Source organism: Chryseobacterium sp. POE27, from assembly GCF_039727685.1.
Lineage (GTDB): Bacteria > Bacteroidota > Bacteroidia > Flavobacteriales > Weeksellaceae > Chryseobacterium.
This window is the reverse complement of the sequence record NZ_CP152475.1, coordinates 4,378,555-4,398,863: the sequence shown is the minus strand read 5'-3', so window position 1 is coordinate 4,398,863 and position 20,309 is coordinate 4,378,555. Positions and strand designations below refer to the sequence as shown.

General features: G+C 37.6%; 21 protein-coding genes, 2 pseudogenes and 1 riboswitch. Of the genes and pseudogenes, 15 read left to right on the top strand and 8 right to left on the bottom strand.

Annotated elements, in window-relative coordinates; all coding sequences use genetic code 11:
* Positions 1–136 precede the first annotated feature (136 nt).
* The 4 genes from AAHI02_RS21110 (at position 137) to AAHI02_RS21095 (ending at position 4,316) form a co-directional block, all read left to right on the top strand.
* Positions 137–547 (top strand): thioesterase family protein, encoded by a 411-nt coding sequence (locus AAHI02_RS21110; RefSeq protein WP_346984847.1) that lies wholly within the window; start codon positions 137–139, stop codon positions 545–547.
* Between the two features lie 23 nt (positions 548–570).
* Positions 571–1,419, top strand: coding sequence for a prephenate dehydratase (pheA, locus tag AAHI02_RS21105; RefSeq protein ID WP_346984846.1), 849 nt, complete (start codon positions 571–573; stop codon positions 1,417–1,419).
* A gap of 144 nt (positions 1,420–1,563) precedes the next feature.
* Positions 1,564–3,759: a DUF2339 domain-containing protein gene (locus tag AAHI02_RS21100; RefSeq protein WP_346984845.1), complete on the top strand. Its 2,196-nt coding sequence runs from the start codon at positions 1,564–1,566 to the stop codon at positions 3,757–3,759.
* Between the two features lie 110 nt (positions 3,760–3,869).
* Entirely contained in the window at positions 3,870–4,316 is a 447-nt protein-coding gene (locus AAHI02_RS21095) for a hypothetical protein (RefSeq protein ID WP_346984844.1), read from the top strand.
* An 86-nt stretch (positions 4,317–4,402) separates the two neighbouring features.
* Here the strand turns inward: AAHI02_RS21095 and AAHI02_RS21090 are convergent, their stop codons facing one another.
* The 3 genes from AAHI02_RS21090 to AAHI02_RS21080 all read right to left on the bottom strand — a co-directional run bounded on the left by AAHI02_RS21090 (position 4,403) and on the right by AAHI02_RS21080 (position 7,034).
* Complete coding sequence (locus AAHI02_RS21090; protein WP_346984843.1) at positions 4,403–5,680, bottom strand: replication-associated recombination protein A; 1,278 nt, start codon at positions 5,678–5,680, stop codon at positions 4,403–4,405.
* A 606-nt stretch (positions 5,681–6,286) separates the two neighbouring features.
* A complete protein-coding gene (locus AAHI02_RS21085; RefSeq protein WP_346984842.1) occupies positions 6,287–6,865 on the bottom strand; it encodes a DUF6261 family protein in 579 nt (192 codons plus the stop codon).
* Positions 6,858–7,034, bottom strand: coding sequence for a hypothetical protein (locus tag AAHI02_RS21080; RefSeq protein WP_346984841.1), 177 nt, complete (start codon positions 7,032–7,034; stop codon positions 6,858–6,860). The genes AAHI02_RS21085 and AAHI02_RS21080 overlap by 8 nt, the downstream gene beginning before the upstream one ends.
* A gap of 50 nt (positions 7,035–7,084) precedes the next feature.
* On the opposite strand from AAHI02_RS21080, the gene AAHI02_RS21075 reads away from it, so the two are divergent.
* The 3 genes from AAHI02_RS21075 (at position 7,085) to lgt (ending at position 9,011) form a co-directional block, all read left to right on the top strand.
* Complete coding sequence (locus AAHI02_RS21075) at positions 7,085–7,291, top strand: hypothetical protein (RefSeq protein WP_346984840.1); 207 nt, start codon at positions 7,085–7,087, stop codon at positions 7,289–7,291.
* Positions 7,292–7,461: 170 nt separating this feature from the next.
* Complete coding sequence (gene yidD, locus AAHI02_RS21070; protein WP_346984839.1) at positions 7,462–7,713, top strand: membrane protein insertion efficiency factor YidD; 252 nt, start codon at positions 7,462–7,464, stop codon at positions 7,711–7,713.
* 509 nt (positions 7,714–8,222) lie between these two features.
* Positions 8,223–9,011, top strand: a complete 789-nt coding sequence (gene lgt, locus AAHI02_RS21065) for a prolipoprotein diacylglyceryl transferase (RefSeq protein WP_244428700.1) — start codon at positions 8,223–8,225, stop codon at positions 9,009–9,011.
* Between the two features lie 108 nt (positions 9,012–9,119).
* Here lgt and AAHI02_RS21060 read toward each other — a convergent pair whose 3' ends face one another.
* Positions 9,120–10,634 (bottom strand): NAD(P)H-hydrate dehydratase, encoded by a 1,515-nt coding sequence (locus AAHI02_RS21060; RefSeq protein ID WP_346984838.1) that lies wholly within the window; start codon positions 10,632–10,634, stop codon positions 9,120–9,122.
* A gap of 209 nt (positions 10,635–10,843) precedes the next feature.
* Here AAHI02_RS21060 and mscL point away from each other — a divergent pair, with 209 nt between their 5' ends.
* Complete coding sequence (gene mscL, locus AAHI02_RS21055) at positions 10,844–11,233, top strand: large conductance mechanosensitive channel protein MscL (protein WP_346984837.1); 390 nt, start codon at positions 10,844–10,846, stop codon at positions 11,231–11,233.
* A 51-nt stretch (positions 11,234–11,284) separates the two neighbouring features.
* On the opposite strand, the gene AAHI02_RS21050 is transcribed toward mscL, so the two are convergent.
* Together AAHI02_RS21050 and AAHI02_RS21045 are read right to left on the bottom strand one after the other, a co-directional pair.
* A complete protein-coding gene (locus AAHI02_RS21050; RefSeq protein ID WP_346984836.1) occupies positions 11,285–12,244 on the bottom strand; it encodes a D-2-hydroxyacid dehydrogenase in 960 nt (319 codons plus the stop codon).
* A gap of 84 nt (positions 12,245–12,328) precedes the next feature.
* Entirely contained in the window at positions 12,329–12,736 is a 408-nt protein-coding gene (locus tag AAHI02_RS21045) for a phosphoheptose isomerase (RefSeq protein WP_042722544.1), read from the bottom strand.
* Between the two features lie 256 nt (positions 12,737–12,992).
* On the opposite strand from AAHI02_RS21045, the gene idi reads away from it, so the two are divergent.
* From idi to gcvT, 3 genes are read left to right on the top strand one after another with little or no spacing between them, the layout of a single operon-like run.
* Positions 12,993–13,508: an isopentenyl-diphosphate Delta-isomerase gene (gene idi / locus AAHI02_RS21040; RefSeq protein ID WP_346984835.1), complete on the top strand. Its 516-nt coding sequence runs from the start codon at positions 12,993–12,995 to the stop codon at positions 13,506–13,508.
* Complete coding sequence (locus AAHI02_RS21035; protein WP_346984834.1) at positions 13,505–13,981, top strand: hypothetical protein; 477 nt, start codon at positions 13,505–13,507, stop codon at positions 13,979–13,981. The genes idi and AAHI02_RS21035 overlap by 4 nt, the downstream gene beginning before the upstream one ends.
* A gap of 15 nt (positions 13,982–13,996) precedes the next feature.
* Positions 13,997–15,073 carry a glycine cleavage system aminomethyltransferase GcvT gene (gene gcvT / locus AAHI02_RS21030; RefSeq protein ID WP_346984833.1) on the top strand — a complete coding sequence of 359 codons (1,077 nt, stop codon included), beginning with the start codon at positions 13,997–13,999 and terminating at the stop codon, positions 15,071–15,073.
* A gap of 280 nt (positions 15,074–15,353) precedes the next feature.
* On the opposite strand, the pseudogene AAHI02_RS21025 reads toward gcvT, so the two are convergent.
* A pseudogene (locus tag AAHI02_RS21025) lies at positions 15,354–15,660 on the bottom strand (ArsC/Spx/MgsR family protein).
* Positions 15,661–15,826: 166 nt separating this feature from the next.
* Between AAHI02_RS21025 and AAHI02_RS21020 the strand changes: the two are divergent.
* The 4 genes from AAHI02_RS21020 to AAHI02_RS21005 all read left to right on the top strand — a co-directional run bounded on the left by AAHI02_RS21020 (position 15,827) and on the right by AAHI02_RS21005 (position 18,586).
* Entirely contained in the window at positions 15,827–16,294 is a 468-nt protein-coding gene (locus AAHI02_RS21020; RefSeq protein WP_346984832.1) for an acyl-CoA thioesterase, read from the top strand.
* Positions 16,294–16,515, top strand: a complete 222-nt coding sequence (locus AAHI02_RS21015; protein WP_346984831.1) for a hypothetical protein — start codon at positions 16,294–16,296, stop codon at positions 16,513–16,515. Before AAHI02_RS21020 ends, AAHI02_RS21015 begins: the two co-directional genes overlap by 1 nt.
* Positions 16,496–17,167 carry a sugar phosphate isomerase/epimerase gene (locus AAHI02_RS21010; protein ID WP_346984830.1) on the top strand — a complete coding sequence of 224 codons (672 nt, stop codon included), beginning with the start codon at positions 16,496–16,498 and terminating at the stop codon, positions 17,165–17,167. The genes AAHI02_RS21015 and AAHI02_RS21010 overlap by 20 nt, the downstream gene beginning before the upstream one ends.
* Before the next feature lie 13 nt (positions 17,168–17,180).
* Positions 17,181–17,246: riboswitch (Fluoride riboswitch) on the top strand.
* A 32-nt stretch (positions 17,247–17,278) separates the two neighbouring features.
* Positions 17,279–18,586 (top strand): voltage-gated chloride channel family protein, encoded by a 1,308-nt coding sequence (locus tag AAHI02_RS21005; protein ID WP_346984829.1) that lies wholly within the window; start codon positions 17,279–17,281, stop codon positions 18,584–18,586.
* 446 nt (positions 18,587–19,032) lie between these two features.
* Here the strand turns inward: AAHI02_RS21005 and AAHI02_RS21000 are convergent.
* A pseudogene (locus AAHI02_RS21000) lies at positions 19,033–20,275 on the bottom strand (MFS transporter).
* Positions 20,276–20,309 lie beyond the last annotated feature (34 nt).

The window sequence follows — 20,309 nt, the reverse complement described above, 5'->3', positions numbered from 1 at the left end:
AATTTATGCCCCGATTAGTTCTTTGTTAGTATTGTTTTTGGAAGGAAGACAAAGGTCCATATTTTTTATTTCAAAAAAAATATTGCACTTATTGATTATTTAAAAATATATTTGTATGTATATTTAAGCAATAAAAATGATACACACAAAACACTCATTAAGAGTGCGTTACGGAGAAACAGACCCTATGAAATACGTTTATTACGGCAATTACGCAGAGTACCTCGAAATTGGCAGAGTAGAACTTTTCCGAAGCATAGGAATGTCTTATAATGAGATTGAAAATCAGGGAATTTGGCTGCCTGTTTCAGAGTATAAAATCAAGTATCTGCGCCCTGCTTTTTACGATGAAAAACTGGAAATACATACCTATATCAAGAAAATTCCGGGGGTGAGGATTGAGTTTGACTATGAAATTTTCAACGAAGAAAAAATCAAAATCACCGAAGCCTCCACTACTCTTTTCTTTCTGGATGCCGGGACAAACAAAGTAGTAAAATGTCCGGATTATCTCATGAAACTCATTAAAGAGAACTGGAATGAATAAATTTCAATCATAATAATAAAATAATGAAGATTGCATTTTTAGGACCGCAAGCCAGTTTTACGCAGCTTGCCGCTATACAGCTTTTCCCTGACGAAGAACTTATCCCTCAGCCCAATATTCTGGATTGCTTTATAGCCGCGGAAAAAGGTGACGTTGACAAAGCTGTAGTACCTCTGGAAAATTCTATTGAAGGTACAGTTTCCATGACGCTTGACTATTTATATAAAACACCCGGAATTAAAATACAGGCAGAAGCTGTCATGCCCATTGCCCATCATCTGATGATACATCCGGATTCTGATCCGCAGAATATTGATAAAATCTACTCACATCCGCAGGCGTTGGCTCAGAGTTTCCACTATCTCGATGAGCATTTCAAAGATATTCCCAAACAGGATTTCTCTTCCACGGCAGCGGCGGCAAGGCACGTTTCGGAAAACCCTGACCGGAATCTGGCGGCAGTGGCAAATCAGTTTGCAGCCAACCTGTACGGACTGAAGATCATTCATCGCAATATTCATGATTTTGAGCAGAATCATACAAGATTTATTGTCATATCTAAAGAACCTTACCGCTATGAAAATGAAAATCTAAAAGTATTAGGGGAAAAATCAGGCTTGCTTATCACCCTTCCTGAAGATCATGCCGGAGGGCTTCATCAGGTTTTATCGGTATTTGCATGGCGGAAGATGAACCTCAGCAAAATAGAATCCAGAACACTGAAAACCGGACTTGGAAATTATTTTTTCTTTATCAATGTCGTCGGAAAATGGGAATCTGCCCTTTACCAAAATGCTTTGGAAGAGCTGAAAGCACTGGATGCCGAAGCTTATTTCCTGGGAAGTTACCATGAGTTTTATCTGGAAAGCTGAAACCGGCAACAATTTCAGCGATTCATGGTTTTAAAATTTAAATATTAACCACTGATAATCCATCGTATCGCTGATATGATGGATTAATCATATAGGTTTAAAAAACATTTGATTATATTTGAGTTCACTTAAAAAAGGAAAATAATGTATATCCTGGTCATTATCTTACTTATAATCATTATTATTCTCTTCAGCAATCTGAATAAAAGGATCAGGATTCTGGAAAACGAAATTTCTGAAATCAGAAAAAAACATTCCGAAAACGAAACTGCTGAAGTACAAGACATTTCTGAACCTATTGCAGTCGCATCAGTAGAGCAACATGATGAACAACCTACAATTCCCATTCTGAAACAAGAACCCAAAGACCGACTTGCTCCCCTGTTCGATTTTTTACAGCAAAACGCCTTAACGATAGCCGGAATTTTCACACTTGTACTTGGCATCGGGTATTTCGTAAAATATGCCATTGACAAAAACTGGATCGGCGAAATTGCAAGAGCAGGAATAGGATTTGCCTCCGGAGCAGGAATCATTTTAGTCGGACATTTTCTCCGCAGAAATTATGCTGCTTTTGCATCTATTATTACCGGAGGTGGTATTGCCGTATTATACTTTACCACCACTATTGCATTCCGTGAGTATCATTTGTTTTCGCAGACGACTGCATTCTCCGTTACTTGTCTCATTACCCTGATATCCATATCACTCTCCTACTATTATAAAAGTGAAATCCTCATTATCTTTTCGCTTTTCGGTGGGTTTCTGGCACCTTTAATGATAAGCAACGGGGAAAGTAATTACCCTTTTTTATTCATCTATATTACCGTTATTAATACCGGAATGCTGGCAGTAGCATTTCTTCAGAACTGGAAAAGTATCGGCTGGATCGCTTTTCTTTTTACTTATCTATATCTTTTTTACTGGACTGTTGAAAAAACAGAGATCGTCACAGTATATTTTTATATGGCGAGCTATATCATTTTCTATGCTTTTGCTTTGCAGAATTATTTCAGAAAGGGTGTTTTATCTTCATGGGATATCGTAATGCTGATACTGATTAATTTTACAAGTATCATCGGAACGGTTTATATTTTTAAACAATTAGGATACGAACCCATCATTATTTTCCCTGTCGCCTTTACTATAATCAATGCCATTCTTCTTTACAGGGAATATAAAGAAAGAAAATCCGGCATCAGCCAGTCGGTATTTGTGGGGATGACGGTGAGTCTTCTCACGGTAGCTGTTGCTTTACAATTTAAGGCACATTTAATCACCAGTGTCTGGGCTATTGAAGCCACTCTTCTGTTATTTATCTGGAAGAAAACCAATCTCAGCATTTTCAGGATCTTTTTTTACATCATATTTCCTTTGGTCATTGTTGCCCAAATGATGACCTGGGCAGAATACATTGATGCGAAAAATCTTACGATCGCCTTCAATCCTATATTTCTCACAAGCTCTGTAACAGTATTTACCACCTTTGTCAATTTAATCTTACTCAAAAAAATCCCCGGAAGCAGAGAACAGGACAACAGCTTTTTTGAAAATACATTTACCGCTGTAAGCTATGCCGTAATTTATGTAGCCCTTTTACTTGAGATTATTTATCATATTTCTGAGAAACCGATGATAATCATTTTCAGTATCGGAATGTTGTTTAGTATCTATTATATCTTTACCTTAATACTGTTCAGAAAGAAGCTGGAAATCGGGCATATTCTGGAAACAGGTCTGCTGTACATCTTCTTATCCCTGATTATTTTTGACACCACCATCGCCGGCACCGGAATGATATCCGATATTGTAATGAAAAAAGCTGATCTGAACTCTTTTATTTTCTACGGATTATATCTTGTTCCTCTGATCTACACCGTACTGAAGATCCTTCCGGATTCGTCTTTCTTCAGAATCGGCATATCCTATTGGCTGCTCTCCATAACTATTGTTACAACAGTGAGTATGGAATTGTATCACCTCTATATATTGCTCATTGCAGAGAACATTTCAGAAGTTACAGGACTTCAGAAACATTTCAGTCTGCTTTATCTCCCGATCATCTGGGCGGTTATGGCAAGTATTTTCATTTATAAAGGATTAAAAAACAATGCCCGGGAATATGGTAAAGCCGGATTTGCCCTTCTGATCATTACAATTTTAAAGCTATACCTGTACGATGTCTGGGAAATGGATAATGTTTCAAGAATCATTGCTTTCATCATATTGGGGATCATCCTGCTGTTGAGTTCTTTCTTATTTCAGAGGCTGAAAAATATATTGAAAAGTATGGTTGAGAAAAAGGAAGAAAACAGGGAAAGTGACCACTCTCAATTATAAAAAAAAGTTTTATTTATAAATAATCTTTAAATTATTCCAAAATTAAATTCACATTTTATAAAAAATAACTATATTTATCACGTTTTTAATACGCACTTATTCCAAAACCTATGAAAAAATTACTCTACTCTTTTTTATTACTGGCTTCTGCTACTTTATTTGCCCAGAAGAATACATCTACAAAATTTGCTGTGGCCAATGATGTTGTCGGAACAGTAGATATGTTTACTGCCAATCATAAAAATGCGATTCAGAGTACGCGTACCTTTAAATCGGCGGCAGAACTTCCGCAAAATCTGAAAAAATTCAGTTTTATTGCAGACAACGGCCTGGTAGAATACAAGCTAAAACCCGGTCAGACCAACATCGACAGAATTGCGGTTTCAGACATCAACGCACAGTTCGGGTTTCCAAAAGATACTCCGGTACTTATTGACGGCTACGAATTCACTAACTCTGATACTTTAATTTTCGGAGATATCCTAAACAAAATGGAAGCTGTAGACTACAATGGTAAAAAAAGTGGCATCCGTTTCAACAAAGCAATAATTTCATAAAATCATATTTAAATCAAAGGATACTTCTAGAAGTATCCTTTTTGTTTATCGTAAAATCAGTAAGATAAAACTTGCGTTTAATATCTCTAATACCTGTCATTCCATTTCTTTTTCAGTTCCTCGTATATCTTTTTCTCGGTGGCATTATTTCCCGGTTCATACAGCTTCACATCCCGGATCTCTTCCGGCAGGAAATCCTGATCTATAAAATTCCCTTCATATGAATGTGCATACTTATACTCTTTGCCATAATCCAGATCTTTCATCAGTTTGGTAGGCGCATTTCTGAGATGTAGTGGCACAGGCAGATTACCTGTCTTTTTTACCAGTGCCAACGCTTCATTGATCGCCATATACGTTGAATTGCTCTTTGGGGAAACAGCCAGATATACAGCCGTTTCACTCAAAATAATTCTCGCTTCCGGATTTCCTATCACGTTTACTGCCTGAAAACAATTATTGGCAATCACCAAAGCATTCGGGTTGGCAAGACCTATATCTTCCGAGGCAAGTATCAGCATTCTTCTCGCTATGAACTTAATATCTTCACCGCCTGCCAGCATCCTCGCCAGCCAATATACGGCACCGTTAGGATCACTTCCGCGCATCGACTTGATGAAAGCCGAAATAATATCATAATGCTGCTCCCCGTTTTTATCATACAGCGCCATCGTTTCCTGCAGAACTTCCAGAACATCATCGTTAGTAATCTCCGATTTAGAAGAACCTTTATACTGATTAAGCACCAGCTCCACAGAATTAATGAGCTTTCTGGCATCCCCTCCGGAATACTGGATCATCGCTTCCTTTTCGGTAATGGCAAAATCTGTCTTTTCATCCAGATTAAATCTTTCAAGGGCAATATCTATTAATTCCTCAAGCTTTTCATAGCTTAATGCTTTCAGAACATACACCTGACTTCGGGACAGCAATGCGGAAACCACTTCAAAGCTTGGGTTTTCGGTAGTGGCACCGATCAGGACAATCCAGCCTTTCTCTACGGCATGAAGCAGAGAGTCCTGCTGCGATTTGTTGAAACGGTGAATTTCGTCAATAAATAAGATTGGTGATTTCCCTGAAAAAAGATTCTGCTTCTTGGCATCTTCTATCACGTCGCGTACATCTTTTACTCCCGATGAGACAGCAGAAAGCTTATAAAATTTTCTTCCTGACTGCTCCGAGATAATTTCAGCAAGCGTAGTTTTCCCCGTTCCCGGCGGTCCCCAGAAGATGAGAGAATTCAGCGAATTATTCTGCAACATTTTCCGTATCGTACCCTTCTCTCCTGTCAGGTGCTCCTGTCCCAGAACATCATCCAGTGTCTTCGGCCTTAATTTTTCGGCTAATGGAATATTTTGATTCAAGATATTTTAATTATTTGTTTGAGTTGATGTATTGATGTATTAGATATGAATACATTTTATTACTCACAAAGGTAGACAAAGTATTTTTTTAAATTATATATTACCCGCTGTGCATTTGATTCATTTCGTCACTTTGAATAGATTTTTGAAAAAATTATATCGAGAAGTTGAGCTACCAGCCGTCTGCATCCATAGGTTCTCGATACATTTTTCGCAGCTTCACTATAAAAAACATCTGAGCTAACAATACTCCCGCGGATTGAGCAGATTGAGCGGATTTTTTTATTAAAATCTGCTTAATTACCATGATCTGCGGGAGCTTATTTTTCCAGTGGCTTCGGATTGGCTGGTCAGCAATTGGATAAAAAATTTCTATCATTATGCATTCGATATACCTTCGTCAATTCGAGTGTTTGTTCGTAACAAAGTGAAGAAAAAAATGTATCGAGAATGAATTTATCTTCAAAATCACAACTTCTCGATACGATTTTTTTCAAAAATCTACTCGAAGAGACGAAAATTAATTCAAAATGCACAACTAATATTTACTCAAAAAAGAAACCCGCCGGTGATTGGCGGGTTACAATAATAGGTTTTATAAATATGTTATTGTTGTGAAGGAGGCTGCTGATTATTCTCCGGAGCAGCCGTATCCTTTCGGTTTACCAACAGTACATTGTATTGATCGGTAAGGGCATTCAGTTGATTAATAACAGTGGCGTAAGGCGAAGGTGAAGTTTCCACCAGAAGATGAAGTGCATCGATACGATCGCGTAATGCATAATAAGCGGCATTTACCTCTTCCCTTTTTGATTTAATGGTATCCGGATTTGCATCACCATATTCCTGGGTTCGGGAAAGATACTTTGCATTGAACTGGTCGTTGGCATATTTCAATTCATTTACCCAATCTGACAAATCAAAATAGGTGATCGCATCCATCAGTTCCGGTTTATTTTCCCAGTCGCGGATCAGGTTGTTGAGGGTGGCAGTTTCCGCTTGGTAATTCAGTCTTGGGATACCGCTTCCGTACAATGCAATATTATTGAGAATCAATTGTGCTTTCTGTCTTTTTACGTTGTCATAATGGTAAGACTGTGATAATGCAAAGTAATTGATCCCATTGATGGCATTGTCTCTTCTTTCATCCAGCAACAAGAGTTCCCTTGTCTTATCGTTAGCCAAAGCTTTTTTTGTAAAGCGCCTCCAGCTCCGCAATTCTGGCATTAAAAGCCGAAAGTTTGGTATCGATCTGTAAAGTTTCGGGATTGTTCAGGGCGATAATTCCTGAGAAATCTTTCACGTATTGCAGATATTCTGCGTTGCGGAGTAATTGTAGTTCAATTGTATTCATAATTTTTTAACATTGTTTGCGTTTTTTTATCAAGAAAACCTGTTGCGAGGGTGCAAGAAGGTTTCCTGCTTTCCGGAAAGTTTGTCGCAAGGGTGCAACAGCCTTTCTGGTTTACCAGAAAAGTCATTACAAGGGTGCATGGAACTTTCTGGTCTTCCGGAAAAGTCATTGCAAGGGTGCGACAAGCTTTCCGGAAAATGAATGACATCAATTTCTCAATTCATTCATTTCCATCACAAATATATGATTTCAGATAATATGTGCAAATATTTTTATTGCATCTATTATTATTTTAAATAAGAGGATATTCTTCAAACCAACAAATCGACCAACCCTATAATTTCTCCGACAAACACGCCTCCGGACTGCCGAAACTTCTGATAGATTTAAACTAATTTCCAATTTTTTAGCCTATTTTTGCAATGTTTTGAAACCTACAGCCAACAAGATCATCACTTTTCCTCTGGTAATTCTCATCCGGTTTTACCAATGGTTTATTTCGCCGCTGCTGCCTAAAAACTGCAGATACGAGCCTACATGCTCACATTATATGGTGAAAGCATTACAGGTACACGGCCCTGTTAAAGGATTCTGGCTGGGGGTAAAAAGAATTTCAAAATGCCATCCCTGGGGAGGAAGCGGCTATGATCCCGTTCCCCCTAAAAATTGTAAACATTAGAATAAAACAAACTACTAAAAAAATAGAAATGAGTAATATTTTTTTTCAGAATCTATCTCGTCATTTTTGCATTGATTACCCAATGTCTTTTTGCACAGAACTATCCGGACGGAATGTCGGAAGGAACTTTAAAAGTGAACTCTACCAACGTTCCCGTAAAGATCTACAGCACCACAGAATTGGGCGACCTTAATGTATTTCCTGACAGAAATGTAAACGGAAATGTACTGATCATTCTGAACGAATCAAACTTTGAGCCTGCTTATTTTAATATTGGTGCTCTTACCCTGGATAAGCTGAAACAGTCAAAATATCAGCTTTTGGATAAAAATTTCAAGCTTATAGAAAGTCCTGCAACAAAGGAAAACATTGAGTCTTTTAAATATGCCGTAAAATCTGACAAACCCATTGCTTCGACAGATCAGGTAAGCCTGGAAACTCCTTTTAAAATCTGGGATCCTTCAAAAGGGATTGTGCTTGGACCAATTACCCTGCACTTTTACAGCTTAATGTTCATTTTTGCATTCGGTTTCGGGTATGTTTTAATGACTAAAATATTTAAGATTGACAACGTTAACCAAAAATATCTTGAACCATTATTTACCTGGACATTGGTGGGAACAATTCTCGGAGCACGTCTGGGACACGTTATCTTTTATCAGCCGGAATTATTTAAAGAAGATTTTTGGAGTGTATTCTTGCCCATCAGCACCAAAAATGGTTTTCACTTTACAGGTTTTTCCGGATTGGCTAGCCACGGAGCAACCATTGCTTTGATCTTTACTACTCTTTATTATTCATTTAAAATCATTAAAAAAAATCCTTTCTGGGTATATGACAGGCTGGGAATCGTAGTCTCTCTGGGCGGTGCATTTGTAAGATTGGGGAATTTTTTCAACTCTGAAATTATTGGAAAACCAGCAGATCCCAACTCTCCTTTTGCTTTACTTTTCCCGCAACAGAGCAGTGAGTATGGGGTGACTGTTCCCCGTTATCCTTCACAGCTGTTTGAAGCTTTCGGATATGTATGTCTGTTTGTTCTTTTATGGATATTATACAGAAAAACCAACAAGAAATACCAGCAGGGATGGTTATTCGGACTGTTTTTCATCATTCTTTGGGCCATCAGATTCTTTGTAGAATTCCTGAAAGAACCTCAGGGAGACGAATTCATCCAGTTTGGAGGATTAAATACAGGACAGGTTCTATCAATCCCTTTTATGATTGCCGGTGTTGTGATCATGATTATTTCTAAGAAGTTTAAAATTACGCAGGCAGAAAACGAAAAACCTGAATAATTAAAAAAATATAATTACGGAACAGCCGTTAAAAAAAAGCAAGTCTATTAAGGCTTGCTTTTTTGTATTCTTACATCTATTTCCTATCCGTCTATCATCTACCCTTTTTTATAAAACCTTCTTAACCTTAGCATTCAATTCAGTAAAGACATTCCCGAATTCAGCAATAACATCAGTAGGCAGCATCGATTCCTTTGAATATTTTTCTGCCGCAAGCTCTGCCGCCTTTCCATGAAACCAGACTCCCAGAATGGCAGCTTCTTCTTCAGAATATTGCTGGGCCAGTAATGAGGTAATAACCCCTGTCAGAATATCTCCGCTACCTCCTTTTGCCAGTCCGGAATTTCCTGTAATATTGTAAAATACTTTTTTCTCCGGAGTGATGACCTGCGTATGATGATCTTTTAAGACGATATAAATCTGAAGTTCATAAGCCTTATTTTTAGCTAATACCGTCCTTTCAAAAGAATTCTCTGTCTTCCCGAAAAGTCTTTCAAATTCTTTCGGATGAGGCGTAATAATGGATCTTTGCGGAATTAAAAAAAGATTGTCATGATTCTCAGCAATTATATTTAATGCATCAGCATCCAAAATCAAAGGCTTTGAGTAATTTTTTAAGAATTTTAAAAGGCTTTCCGATGTTTTTTTGTGGGTTCCTAAACCAGGGCCAATTCCACATACGGCGGTTTCATCAATTTCGAACCGGTCGATATAGTCGGCACCCCCTTCTATAAACATGGCTTCCGGGTCAGATGTTTGCAAAATTTCATAGCCACATTTCGGAGCCAATATAAAAGTAAGGCCGGCACCTGTCTTTAGAGCTGCTCTTGTAGAAAGTACTGCCGCACCCATTTTCCCATAACTTCCTCCCACAATAGTAACCTTTCCGTAGGTCCCTTTGTGCGAAAATTCATCCCTGATCTTAAATATATTTTTAATCACTCCATCATCGATCACAAGGTCACCTGTTTCGGTATCGTCAATATAATCCTGACTTAAATTGATATCCAAAACCTGAACTTTTCCTGCAAACTTTCCGGTTTCGGTATGGAAAAAACATTTTTTCCAAAACTGAAAGCTCAGCGTATAATCTGCCTTAAAAACCACAGCATCTGTATTGAAAATACCATCTGCCAAAAGTCCTGAAGGAAGATCGATGGAAATTTTTATATTATTTTTCAGGTTTAAAAATTCTACAAGATCCTTCATTTCATTCTCTAAACTTCTTGAAAGTCCGGTTCCGAAAAGCGCATCGATAATCACTGTTCTGCTGTCAAACCGGTAGTTCATTGCTTCTTTGAATTCTCTTACCGTTATTCCTGATATTTCTTTGATCTGCTTAAAATTTTCCTGAGCATCTGGTGAAAACTTCGCTTTGGAATTGGTGAATATATCAATATCAAAACCCTTCTGATACAGTAATCTTGCAACAGCAAAGCCATCTCCTCCATTATTGCCGCTTCCACAGAATATGGCGAAATTTCTGTGATGATTACAATTCTCGGAAATCCAGTCTACACATGCTTCTGCCGCCCTTTCCATAAGTAGGATTGAAGAAATCGGCTCATTCTTTATCGTATATTGATCGCAATTGCGAATCTGCTCTGCCGTGAAAATTTTCATTGAAGTCGTTTTAGTGATATCGTAAGAGCAATTTACAAAAAAAGTACATTTAAAAATATACATTAAAGGATTTATCATAATATATTGGGAAGAAATTTATACTGGACCTATAATTTATTTATTGTGATTTCCATTAAAATATAAATAATTCCACATTTTTTTGTAACTTAATTCCCTGTTTTCGGATAAAAAAACTAAAAAAATATAATATGGGATTTGTAAAAGAATTTAAAGAATTTGCATTTAAGGGTAATGTTCTTGATCTTGCTGTCGGTGTGATCATTGGTGCTGCTTTCAGTGCGATTGTCAAGTCATTTGTAGATGACATCATCACTCCTCTCCTGCTGAATCCTGCGTTGGAAAAAGCGAACGTAAAGAACATCGCAGAACTTTCCTGGGGAGGTGTAAAGTACGGTAATTTTTTATCTTCCGTGATCAGCTTCCTGATTGTCGCCTTTGTGTTATTCCTCTTAATTAAAGGAGTGAACAGTCTTAATAAAAAACCGAAAGAAGAAGCTCCTGCCGCACCGGTAATTACTGAAGACCAGAAACTGCTGATGGAAATCAGAGATCTTTTGAAAGCTAAGAATAATGCATAAAAGAAAAGCACTTCAACCCGAAGTGCTTTATATATTTTCTGGTACAGTCAATTACTGAATCTGTAGAATACTTGAGATCTGCTCTGCCAGCGAAAGCCCGATTCTATCCTGCGCTTCCAGTGTAGACGCGCCTGTATGAGGAGTCATAGAGATCTTAGGATGGCTCAGAATTTCCTTTGAAGGTGTCGGTTCGTTAATAAATACATCAAGACCGGCAAACCTCACTTTCCCGGAATTCAATGCTTCAATTAAAGCGGTTTCATCAATTACTCCGCCTCTTGAACAGTTGACAATGGCAACACCGTCTTTCATCATTTCAAACTCATTTTTACCGATCATATAACCGTCTTTCTGAGCCGGAACGTGAAGGGTAATAAAGTCAGAATGCTTCAAAACATCGTGAAGCGGTTCTGTTTCAATATCTACATTGATGAACTGCTTGTTGTAAAAAGTCACCTTAATGCTTGCCTTTCCGACATTGCTATCTGCTGCAACGACTCTCATTCCAAGACCCAGAGCGATTTTAGCCACTTCCTGCCCGATTCTTCCCATTCCTACAATACCGATGGTTTTTCCTTTCAGTTCGATACCTGCTGCATATGCTTTTTTAAGAGCCGCAAATTCTGTATCACCTACTACAGGCATTTTTCTGTTGGAATCCTGCAGAAATCTTGCCCCCGAAAACAAATGGGCAAAAACCAGCTCTGCCACCGACTCTGAAGATGCTGACGGAGTATTAATCACGTGGATTCCTTTTTCTCTTGCATAATCCACATCAATATTATCCATTCCTACGCCGCCACGCCCGATAATTCCCAGAGACGGACAGTTGTCGATGATATCTTTTCTTACCTGTGTTGCACTGCGTACAAGCAGCGTACGGATCTTGTGTTCATTAATGTAATCCATTAAAAGCTCCTGGGGAACTTTGGTGGTAATTACTTCAAAACCTTTCTCAGTTAATGCATCAATACCGGATTGATCCAAACCGTCGTTTGCTAAAACTTTCATAAACTTTGTAGATTATTGTAGTAAAGATTAAAAGACAGACCAGTTTATAGTAGAATTAATCGTTTAATCTTTAAATTAATTTTTTTATTCTTCTTCTTTGAAAACTTCAATGGTTACCTGTTTTTCTACCAGATCAGTAAATTTCCCTTTGTATCGCGTAGCTCTTACCAGATGATTGTCGATCCAGTGATAGTTTCCGCCTCTTGGCTTTCCGCATAACACACTATGATACTTAAATCCGTGTTTATCGAGCCAGTCGATGGTGATCTGTTTAAGGTTTTCAGTTCGCGAGGTAAAAAAACAAATCTGATGTCCTTCGTCGTACCATCTGTTGATGGTTTCCAATGCATCAGGAAAAGGTTCGCAGGTAACCATTCTTTCGGGTTCTTCGTTCGGAACATCTTCTGTAATGGTTCCATCGATATCGATCAGGTAGTTTTTTACGCCGTCTTTTAAGATAGGGCTAATGTGCTCTTTGTACTCTAATTCCATCATAAAAATTTGAATGGCAAAGTTACGTCTTTTACATCAATAAGCCCTGTTAAACTTAGTAAATGTTAATTTTTTAAACCTAAATCAAATATTTAATGAATAATTTTAATCAAGACTAATAATTTTTACAATTAAAGTTAAAAATATTCTTTTTAAGGGTAATAAAATTCTGAGATCTGCTTTCAATTTAAATTCAAAATCATGATGTTTAACCAAAAATTTCCAAAATACATTTATTACACTTACATTTGTAGAAATGGAAGAATACGTAGTTTTAGTAGACTCTGAAGATCAGGTTACCGGCATGATGGAAAAGCAGCAGGCACACATCAACGGTCTTCTGCACCGCGCTTTTTCGGTATTCCTGTTCAACAGCAAAGGTGAAATGCTTTTGCAGAAAAGAGCTGCGGGAAAATACCATTCTCCCTTAAAATGGACCAATGCGGTATGTTCTCATCCGAGAATGGAAGAAACTTACCTGGAAGGGGCAAAACGCAGGGTAAAAGAAGAACTCGGAATTGAAACTGATCTTTCGGAAAAATTTAGTTTTATTTATAAAGCCGATGTCGGCAACGGGCTTTGGGAACATGAACTTGATCACGTGTTCGTGGGGACATTCGAGGACGAATTTCATCTGAATAAAGAAGAAGTTGAAGAAGTAAGATACATCACCATAGAAGATCTGGATCGGGAAATGTCCGAAAACCCCGAAAACTTTACTGAATGGTTTAAGATCATTCTTGAAGAATATAAACATCATTTTAATTCATGAAAAAAATTATTCCTGCTTTCCTTTTATTCGTGGGAACGCTGCTGTTTGCACAATCCATTCCTTCAGAGATCTATGAAAGTGAAAACTACTCTATCACCCATCCTGCCGGCTGGAAAGTGACCAACAATGATGAAATTATCAATATTTTCCCGCCTAATCAGATAGGAGCCATTACCATTTCAGAATATCACGATCTGAACCTCCCAAAAACGGAAACCAAAAAATTTATCCTTGCTCTTTACAAGTCTTCCGATGACGAAAAGAAAGTGATCTCTAAAGGAAGTAAAAAAGGATATACAGAATATTTTTACGAGTACTTCGACGAGAAAGAAAAGCTTTTTTGGCTTACAAAAGTCTTTCAGAAAGACAAGGATCTTTACCTGATTTCCATTAACTGCGGGCAGAAATACTGGAGCGGGAATTATGTAAAACTTTTTAAAGAAGCATTCAACAGTTTTAAATTAAAGAAATAGAAATAATAATTAAATATGAAGAAAACAGCATTGTACGACAAGCACGTTTCTTTGGGCGCTAAAATCGTACCTTTTGCAGGTTTTGAAATGCCTGTACAATATTCCGGAGTGACGGAAGAACATTTTGCAGTAAGAGAAAAGGCAGGATTGTTTGACGTTTCCCACATGGGACAGTTTTTTATTGAAGGAGCGGGTTCCAAAGAACTTCTACAATACGTTACGACCAACAATGTAGATGCTCTTGAAAACGGAAAAGCTCAGTATTCATGTCTTCCTAACGAAAATGGAGGAATTGTGGATGATCTTATCGTTTATAAAATGGAAAACGATAAATATTTCGTGGTCGTTAATGCTTCAAACATCGATAAAGACTGGAATCATATTTCAAAATACAATACTTTCGGGGCAAAAATGACGAATGCTTCAGACGACATGTCTTTATTGGCAGTTCAGGGTCCGAAAGCAACGGAAATTCTTCAGAAATTAACAGAAACCAATCTTTCGGATATTCCTTATTACCATTTTACAGTCGGTTCTGTAGCAGGGGTGAATGATGTGATCATCTCCAACACGGGATACACAGGAAGCGGAGGTTTTGAAATTTATTTTAAAAACGAAGATGCCGTAACGCTTTGGGATGCTATCATCGAAGCAGGTCAGGAAGAAGGAATTATTCCTTGCGGACTTGCTGCCAGAGATACTTTAAGACTTGAAAAAGGATTCTGCCTCTACGGAAACGATATCGACGACACTACTTCTCCTATCGAAGCTGGCTTAGGTTGGATCACGAAATTCGATAAAGATTTTGTTTCCAAAGATACTTTCGCGAAACAGAAAGAAGAAGGCGTAACCAGAAAATTGGTTGGCTTTGAATTGACCGATAAAGGTGTTCCAAGACACGACTATCCTGTTGTAGATGCGGAAGGAAATGTGATTGGAAAAGTAACTTCAGGAACACAGTCACCAATGAAAAAAGTTGGTTTAGGTCTTGCGTATGTAGATAAACCTCATTTCAAGTTAGGTTCTGAGATCTTTATTCAGGTGAGAAATAAGAATATTCCTGCCCAAGTGGTGAAGGCACCATTTGTATAACATTCATATTCAATTGTCAAAGTGAAAATTTTTGAGAAGTTTTAATAATACTGTAAAACCTGCCCTTTCAGCAGGTTTTATTTTTTTAAGGAGCTTGATCCGGCTTGGAATTTATGCTGAGCCGGTCGAAGTACTCTATCTTTTTTCCTCACCCTAAATCCCTCTCCTCGGGAGAGGGACTTTCCAGCAGCTAAAAAGGATGCCATTTCTGTCCGGGCTAGGGCTTGGTCTTTCCATTCAATGTATGTTTTTTTGTGAATGTTTACCACGATAGAAGGAATTACTTTACACCAAAAAATTCTCTCAAAGCTTCCACATTTTTTTTGTCATTCCCAACAAAAATCTGTTCATCCGTCAGAAAAACCGGGCGCTTCAGGAATGTATAATGATCCAATAATAATTCTTTAAAATCATTTTCTGTTAAAGACTTTACGTCAAGCCCTCTTAACTTGATCTGTGTCGATTTTTTTGCTGAACAATGCTTCGTAAGATTTTGTAAGGCTGTACATCTCCTGCAGCTCTTCTTCCGTCAGCGGCTGTTTTTTTATTTCGTGCATTTCCCAGTCTGTAAGATCAAACTGTGCCAAAATTTTTCTGCAGGTATCGCATGTATTTAAATGAAATACTTTTTTTCATATAAGATGGTATAAATTTTATTTTGAAACGAAAACACTAAAGTTTTCTTTTTTCAAAAGTAAGATTTAATCTAAGATTTTAAAAATTATAAATACCTTTTATTCAAATTTTAAAAGGATGGATAACAAACCAATTACTTTTCAGTTTATTTCCGAGCCTTCTGATGTAAATTACGGTGGAAATGTTCACGGTGGAAGCGTGATGAAATGGATCGACCAGGCCGGCTATGCATGTGCAACAACATGGAGCGGGAATTATTCTGTTACAGTTTATGTAGGCGGAATTAGATTTTATGAGCCCATCAAAATTGGGGAAATCGTAAAGGTTGAGGCACAGGTTATTTACACAGGTTCATCCAGCATGCATATTTCTATTAATGTATTTTCAAGAAATCTCAAGCAGCCGAACTTTGATAAGAAGACACACTGCATTATCGTTTTTGTTGCTGTTGATGAAAATGGCAAAAAACTCCCTGTCCCCAAATGGATTCCCGAAACCGACGAGGAAAAACGGCAGGAACAGTACGCCAAACGCCTGATGGAGCTGAGAACACAGATCGAAGATGAAATGAAACCCTTCCTGTAATGCTGAGAAAAGACTTTATAAAACTTTCGTCCCTGGGATTCTTAGGTTTCTATTCCTGCGGAATTTTTAATGTAAAAAACAGAGATAAAACATTGGCTATTCAGTTATACACCGTTCGTGATGCAATTGCAGAAGATCTTGAAAAAACACTGGAAAGACTCTCTAAGATGGGTTTTACAGGACTGGAAATTTATGGTTATAATGGCACTTTTTTTCGGTAAAAGCAGAAACGAATTTCAAGCTCTGTTGAATAATCTCGGTTTAAAGGTGATCAGCTCACACCACACTACCGGAATACTTCATAATGATAAAGGAACGTTATTGAACAATTGGGAAAAAACTGTTGAGGATTTACATTTTATTGGTTCAGAATACATGGTTTGCTCTTATCTTTTTCCTGAAGAAAGAACGGTTGAGAATTATAAAAAACTTCCCGGGTTATTTGATACATCCGGAGAAATTACAAAAAGTGCCGGAATTCAGTTTGCTTATCACAATCATGATTTTGAATTTGAAAAATTTGACGCTATTCAAAATATTTATGATTTTATTTTAAATAATACTTCATCCGATCTGGTTAAAATGGAACTGGATCTCTACTGGATCATGAAAGCCGGAATTGATCCTTTACCTTATTTTGAAAAATACCCGCAAAGATTTCCATTGTGGCATGTGAAAGACATGAAAGCCAAAACAAAAGACTTTGCGGAAATTGGTAATGGAACCATCGATTTTAAAAGAATTTTTACAGCTAAAGAAAAAGCCGGTCTTCAGCATTGGTTTCTGGAACAGGATTCCAGTGATAAAAATATGTTTGAAAGTATTCGTATAAGTCGTGATTTTATTATTAAAAACGATTTCTTTCTAAAATAATTTTTATATTTGTGCAGTAAAAGGAAATGGTGTTCTTCCTTACCCAACCGCTTTTTAAGCTGATGACGCCTGATTAAAAGGATTATTAACAGTAATTTGATCAGGAAAATTATGTCACAAAATTCAAAGACTTTAAGCCGAAAAACAACAATTCATCTCCGATTTTTCTTACGGAAATATCCTGCATTATTATATGTTATCAGATGGTTCTCGATCAGTATTATCATCGGAATTCTTGTAGGAACTGCTTCTGCGGGATTTTTAGAATCATTGTCATGGGCTACAAATTTCAGAGAGAAGCATATGTGGCTGATTGCTTTTCTGCCATTGGCCGGGTTGATCGTCGGAATGTTATATTATTACTACGGAAAAAATGTTGAGGCAGGCAATAATCTGTTGCTTGAAACGATCCATGAGCCGGGCAAAGAAACTATTCCTTTCAAAATGGCTCCTTTTGTTTATCTGGGGACGATAGTCACTCATTTTTTTGGCGGATCAGCAGGACGTGAAGGAACAGCTCTGCAAATGGCAGGTGCTATTTCAGACCAGTTTACCCGTCTTTTGCGACTCAATCAGAATGAAAGAAAAGTATTAATTATCTCAGCAATTGCGGCGGGATTCGGTTCAGTTTTCGGGACCCCTTTAGCCGGCGCAGTTTTCGGATTGGAAGTTTTTTTAATCGGCAAAATACGCTACAACGGTATCTTTCCTGCTTTTGCCTCCGCTATTCTGGCAGATCAGGTGACCAAACTCTGGAAAGTACAACACACTCATTATCATATTGATTTTATTCCGAAAATTGACTTTTTATCATTTACATACTGCATTGTAGCCGGAATTTTATTCGGAGTTTGTGCTGCAACCTTCAGTAAAATGATGCATAGGACGAGTGTTTTTTTCAAATCAAAAATAAATTATCCGCCATTTAGATCTTTATTTGGTGGGGTAATTGTCGCTCTCGCAGTATTTGTAATGGGCACAACAAGATATATTGGGCTTGGAATTCCTGTTATTGAAGAAGCTTTCGGTAAACAGCTCCCTCTATATGATTTCGCTTTAAAAATGCTTTTTACAGTGATTACCCTTTCGGCTGGTTTCAAAGGCGGTGAGGTTACCCCATTGTTTTTCATCGGCGCTACATTAGGCAGTGCGCTTTCTATTATTATCCCTCTTCCATTTGCCTTATTGGCGGGAATGGGCTTCGTAGCCGTCTTTGCAGGCGCCACCAATACTCCGCTGGCCTGTACACTCATGGGAATTGAATTGTTCGGAGCTGAATGTGGGGTTTATGTAGCGGTGGCATGTATTGTTGCCTATCTGTTTTCAGGGAATAACAGCATTTATACAAAGCAAAAGATCGGAGAAGCTAAAAACAGCAGATTCACAGATCTTACCAATAAGAGTTTTGAAGATTTGTAGAATTTATTAAATGACAAAAACCTTCCGGTTTTCCAGAAGGCTTTTGCGTATTAAATGTGGAAATGTTTATTTCTAGTTGAAATAATTCTTAAATCGCCTGATTGCATGTATAAACCTGTGGGCAAGCAATGTACTGAATACAATACTTCGGTCCCGTTACAGACCCTGAACAGCTGCATCCACAAAGTGAAAGATCAGGTGTTCCGCTTACTCCTCCTGTGATGTTTTTAAGATCGGCTTTTTTTTAATTTTGTAGCATTTTTCAAAAAATTTTTCATTGTGATTTGAATTTAAAGATTATATATTTTAATTACATTCTCAAAGTTAAACAAATATTAATTATTCAACGCATAATTTAATATTAAATTTTTTAATTAATTTATTTCGTTCAAGTTATTATAAGTATAACGGAAAATTACACATAAATATTTCTTAAACACCTGTACTTATTCTGTAAATTCAAGATCTTTATCGTGAGTTTCTGATATAGTGAGCGATGAGTAAAAGGCAAGACCAAATACGATAATTCCCACCAACGCTGCACTCACAATGACTGAGAAATCCCGCTTGAAGAAATCAAAAGTTAAGATCATCACAGGAACAAGTCCTCGCACCATATTCGGTACTGTAGTCGTGGCCGTATTTCTTATATTCGTACCGAACTGCTCGGCTGCCAGAGTGACGAACATCGCCCAGTAACCGGTTCCCAACCCAAGCCATATACAGAAAATATAGTATTTTGTTTCTGTATCTGTATTTCCGAAAAGCATAATGGCGACGCCGATAATGGTAAAAACCAACATATAGAAAATAGCCATTTTCCGTGACTTTAGAAAATGAGAAATAAATCCGCTCGCCAGATCACCTACAGAAATCCCAATATAAGCCCACATAATTGCTTTTCCCGGATTTAGCTCTTTAATTCCAAGTTCAGGAGCAAACTGATTGGCGAGAACCGCTAAAATTCCGATACAGTACCAGGTAGGCAATCCGACTGCGATGCATTTTAAATATCTTATTAAACGATCTTTATGGGTGAAAAATGAAAGAAAATTTCCTTTGGAAACAGATTGATGTTCAATATTTTTATAAATCCCGGATTCAGATACACTGATCCGCAGGAACAGTAGTAAAATTCCGAGAATTCCCCCCGATGATGTAAGAAATATTCCAGCCGCCAGACAATTCTACGGTCAATTGAGCTACAACCGCGCCCATTAACCCAAAACCTGCTACAACCGAAGTACCAATTGCTCTTAAATTCTTTGGTAAGCTTTCGGAAACCAGCGTAATTCCGGCTCCAAGTTCTCCTGCAAGTCCAATTCCTGCAATAAATCTTAAGGCTGCATATTGATATACTAAATGCGTTTGTGGAAAATGCGGCAAAAAACCACAGGCAATATTAGCAAGAGAATATACTAAAATCGATCCGAACAATACCGACAACCTTCCTTTTTTATCTCCGAAGATACCCCAGAATATTCCTCCAATCAGCAGTCCGACCATTTGTGCATTGAGAATAAAGGTTCCGTCTGTATCGGGCTTTAAACCTAGAGCTTTTAAACTCGGAATTCTAACAATCCCAAATAATAGCAGATCATAAATATCTACAAAGTATCCCAAAGCGGAAATAATAACTGGAATTGAAAAAATGTACTTCATTTTTGAAGACAGGGAAAGCTCTTGCATCTTTGATTAATTTTGCTAAAAATAAAAAACCTTC

Coding starts and splice junctions, on each gene's coding strand:
- gcvT (WP_346984833.1), top strand. CDS start 13,997: ATGAAGAAAACAGCATTGTACGACAAGCACGTTTCTTTGGGCGCTAAA.
- AAHI02_RS21005 (WP_346984829.1), top strand. CDS start 17,279: ATGTCACAAAATTCAAAGACTTTAAGCCGAAAAACAACAATTCATCTC.
- AAHI02_RS21020 (WP_346984832.1), top strand. CDS start 15,827: ATGGATAACAAACCAATTACTTTTCAGTTTATTTCCGAGCCTTCTGAT.
- AAHI02_RS21045 (WP_042722544.1), bottom strand. CDS start 12,736: ATGGAATTAGAGTACAAAGAGCACATTAGCCCTATCTTAAAAGACGGC.
- AAHI02_RS21015 (WP_346984831.1), top strand. CDS start 16,294: ATGCTGAGAAAAGACTTTATAAAACTTTCGTCCCTGGGATTCTTAGGT.
- AAHI02_RS21050 (WP_346984836.1), bottom strand. CDS start 12,244: ATGAAAGTTTTAGCAAACGACGGTTTGGATCAATCCGGTATTGATGCA.
- pheA (WP_346984846.1), top strand. CDS start 571: ATGAAGATTGCATTTTTAGGACCGCAAGCCAGTTTTACGCAGCTTGCC.
- AAHI02_RS21010 (WP_346984830.1), top strand. CDS start 16,496: ATGGCACTTTTTTTCGGTAAAAGCAGAAACGAATTTCAAGCTCTGTTG.
- AAHI02_RS21100 (WP_346984845.1), top strand. CDS start 1,564: ATGTATATCCTGGTCATTATCTTACTTATAATCATTATTATTCTCTTC.
- AAHI02_RS21095 (WP_346984844.1), top strand. CDS start 3,870: ATGAAAAAATTACTCTACTCTTTTTTATTACTGGCTTCTGCTACTTTA.
- AAHI02_RS21060 (WP_346984838.1), bottom strand. CDS start 10,634: ATGAAAATTTTCACGGCAGAGCAGATTCGCAATTGCGATCAATATACG.
- idi (WP_346984835.1), top strand. CDS start 12,993: ATGGAAGAATACGTAGTTTTAGTAGACTCTGAAGATCAGGTTACCGGC.
- mscL (WP_346984837.1), top strand. CDS start 10,844: ATGGGATTTGTAAAAGAATTTAAAGAATTTGCATTTAAGGGTAATGTT.
- AAHI02_RS21035 (WP_346984834.1), top strand. CDS start 13,505: ATGAAAAAAATTATTCCTGCTTTCCTTTTATTCGTGGGAACGCTGCTG.
- lgt (WP_244428700.1), top strand. CDS start 8,223: ATGTTCATTTTTGCATTCGGTTTCGGGTATGTTTTAATGACTAAAATA.
- AAHI02_RS21080 (WP_346984841.1), bottom strand. CDS start 7,034: ATGAATACAATTGAACTACAATTACTCCGCAACGCAGAATATCTGCAA.
- AAHI02_RS21110 (WP_346984847.1), top strand. CDS start 137: ATGATACACACAAAACACTCATTAAGAGTGCGTTACGGAGAAACAGAC.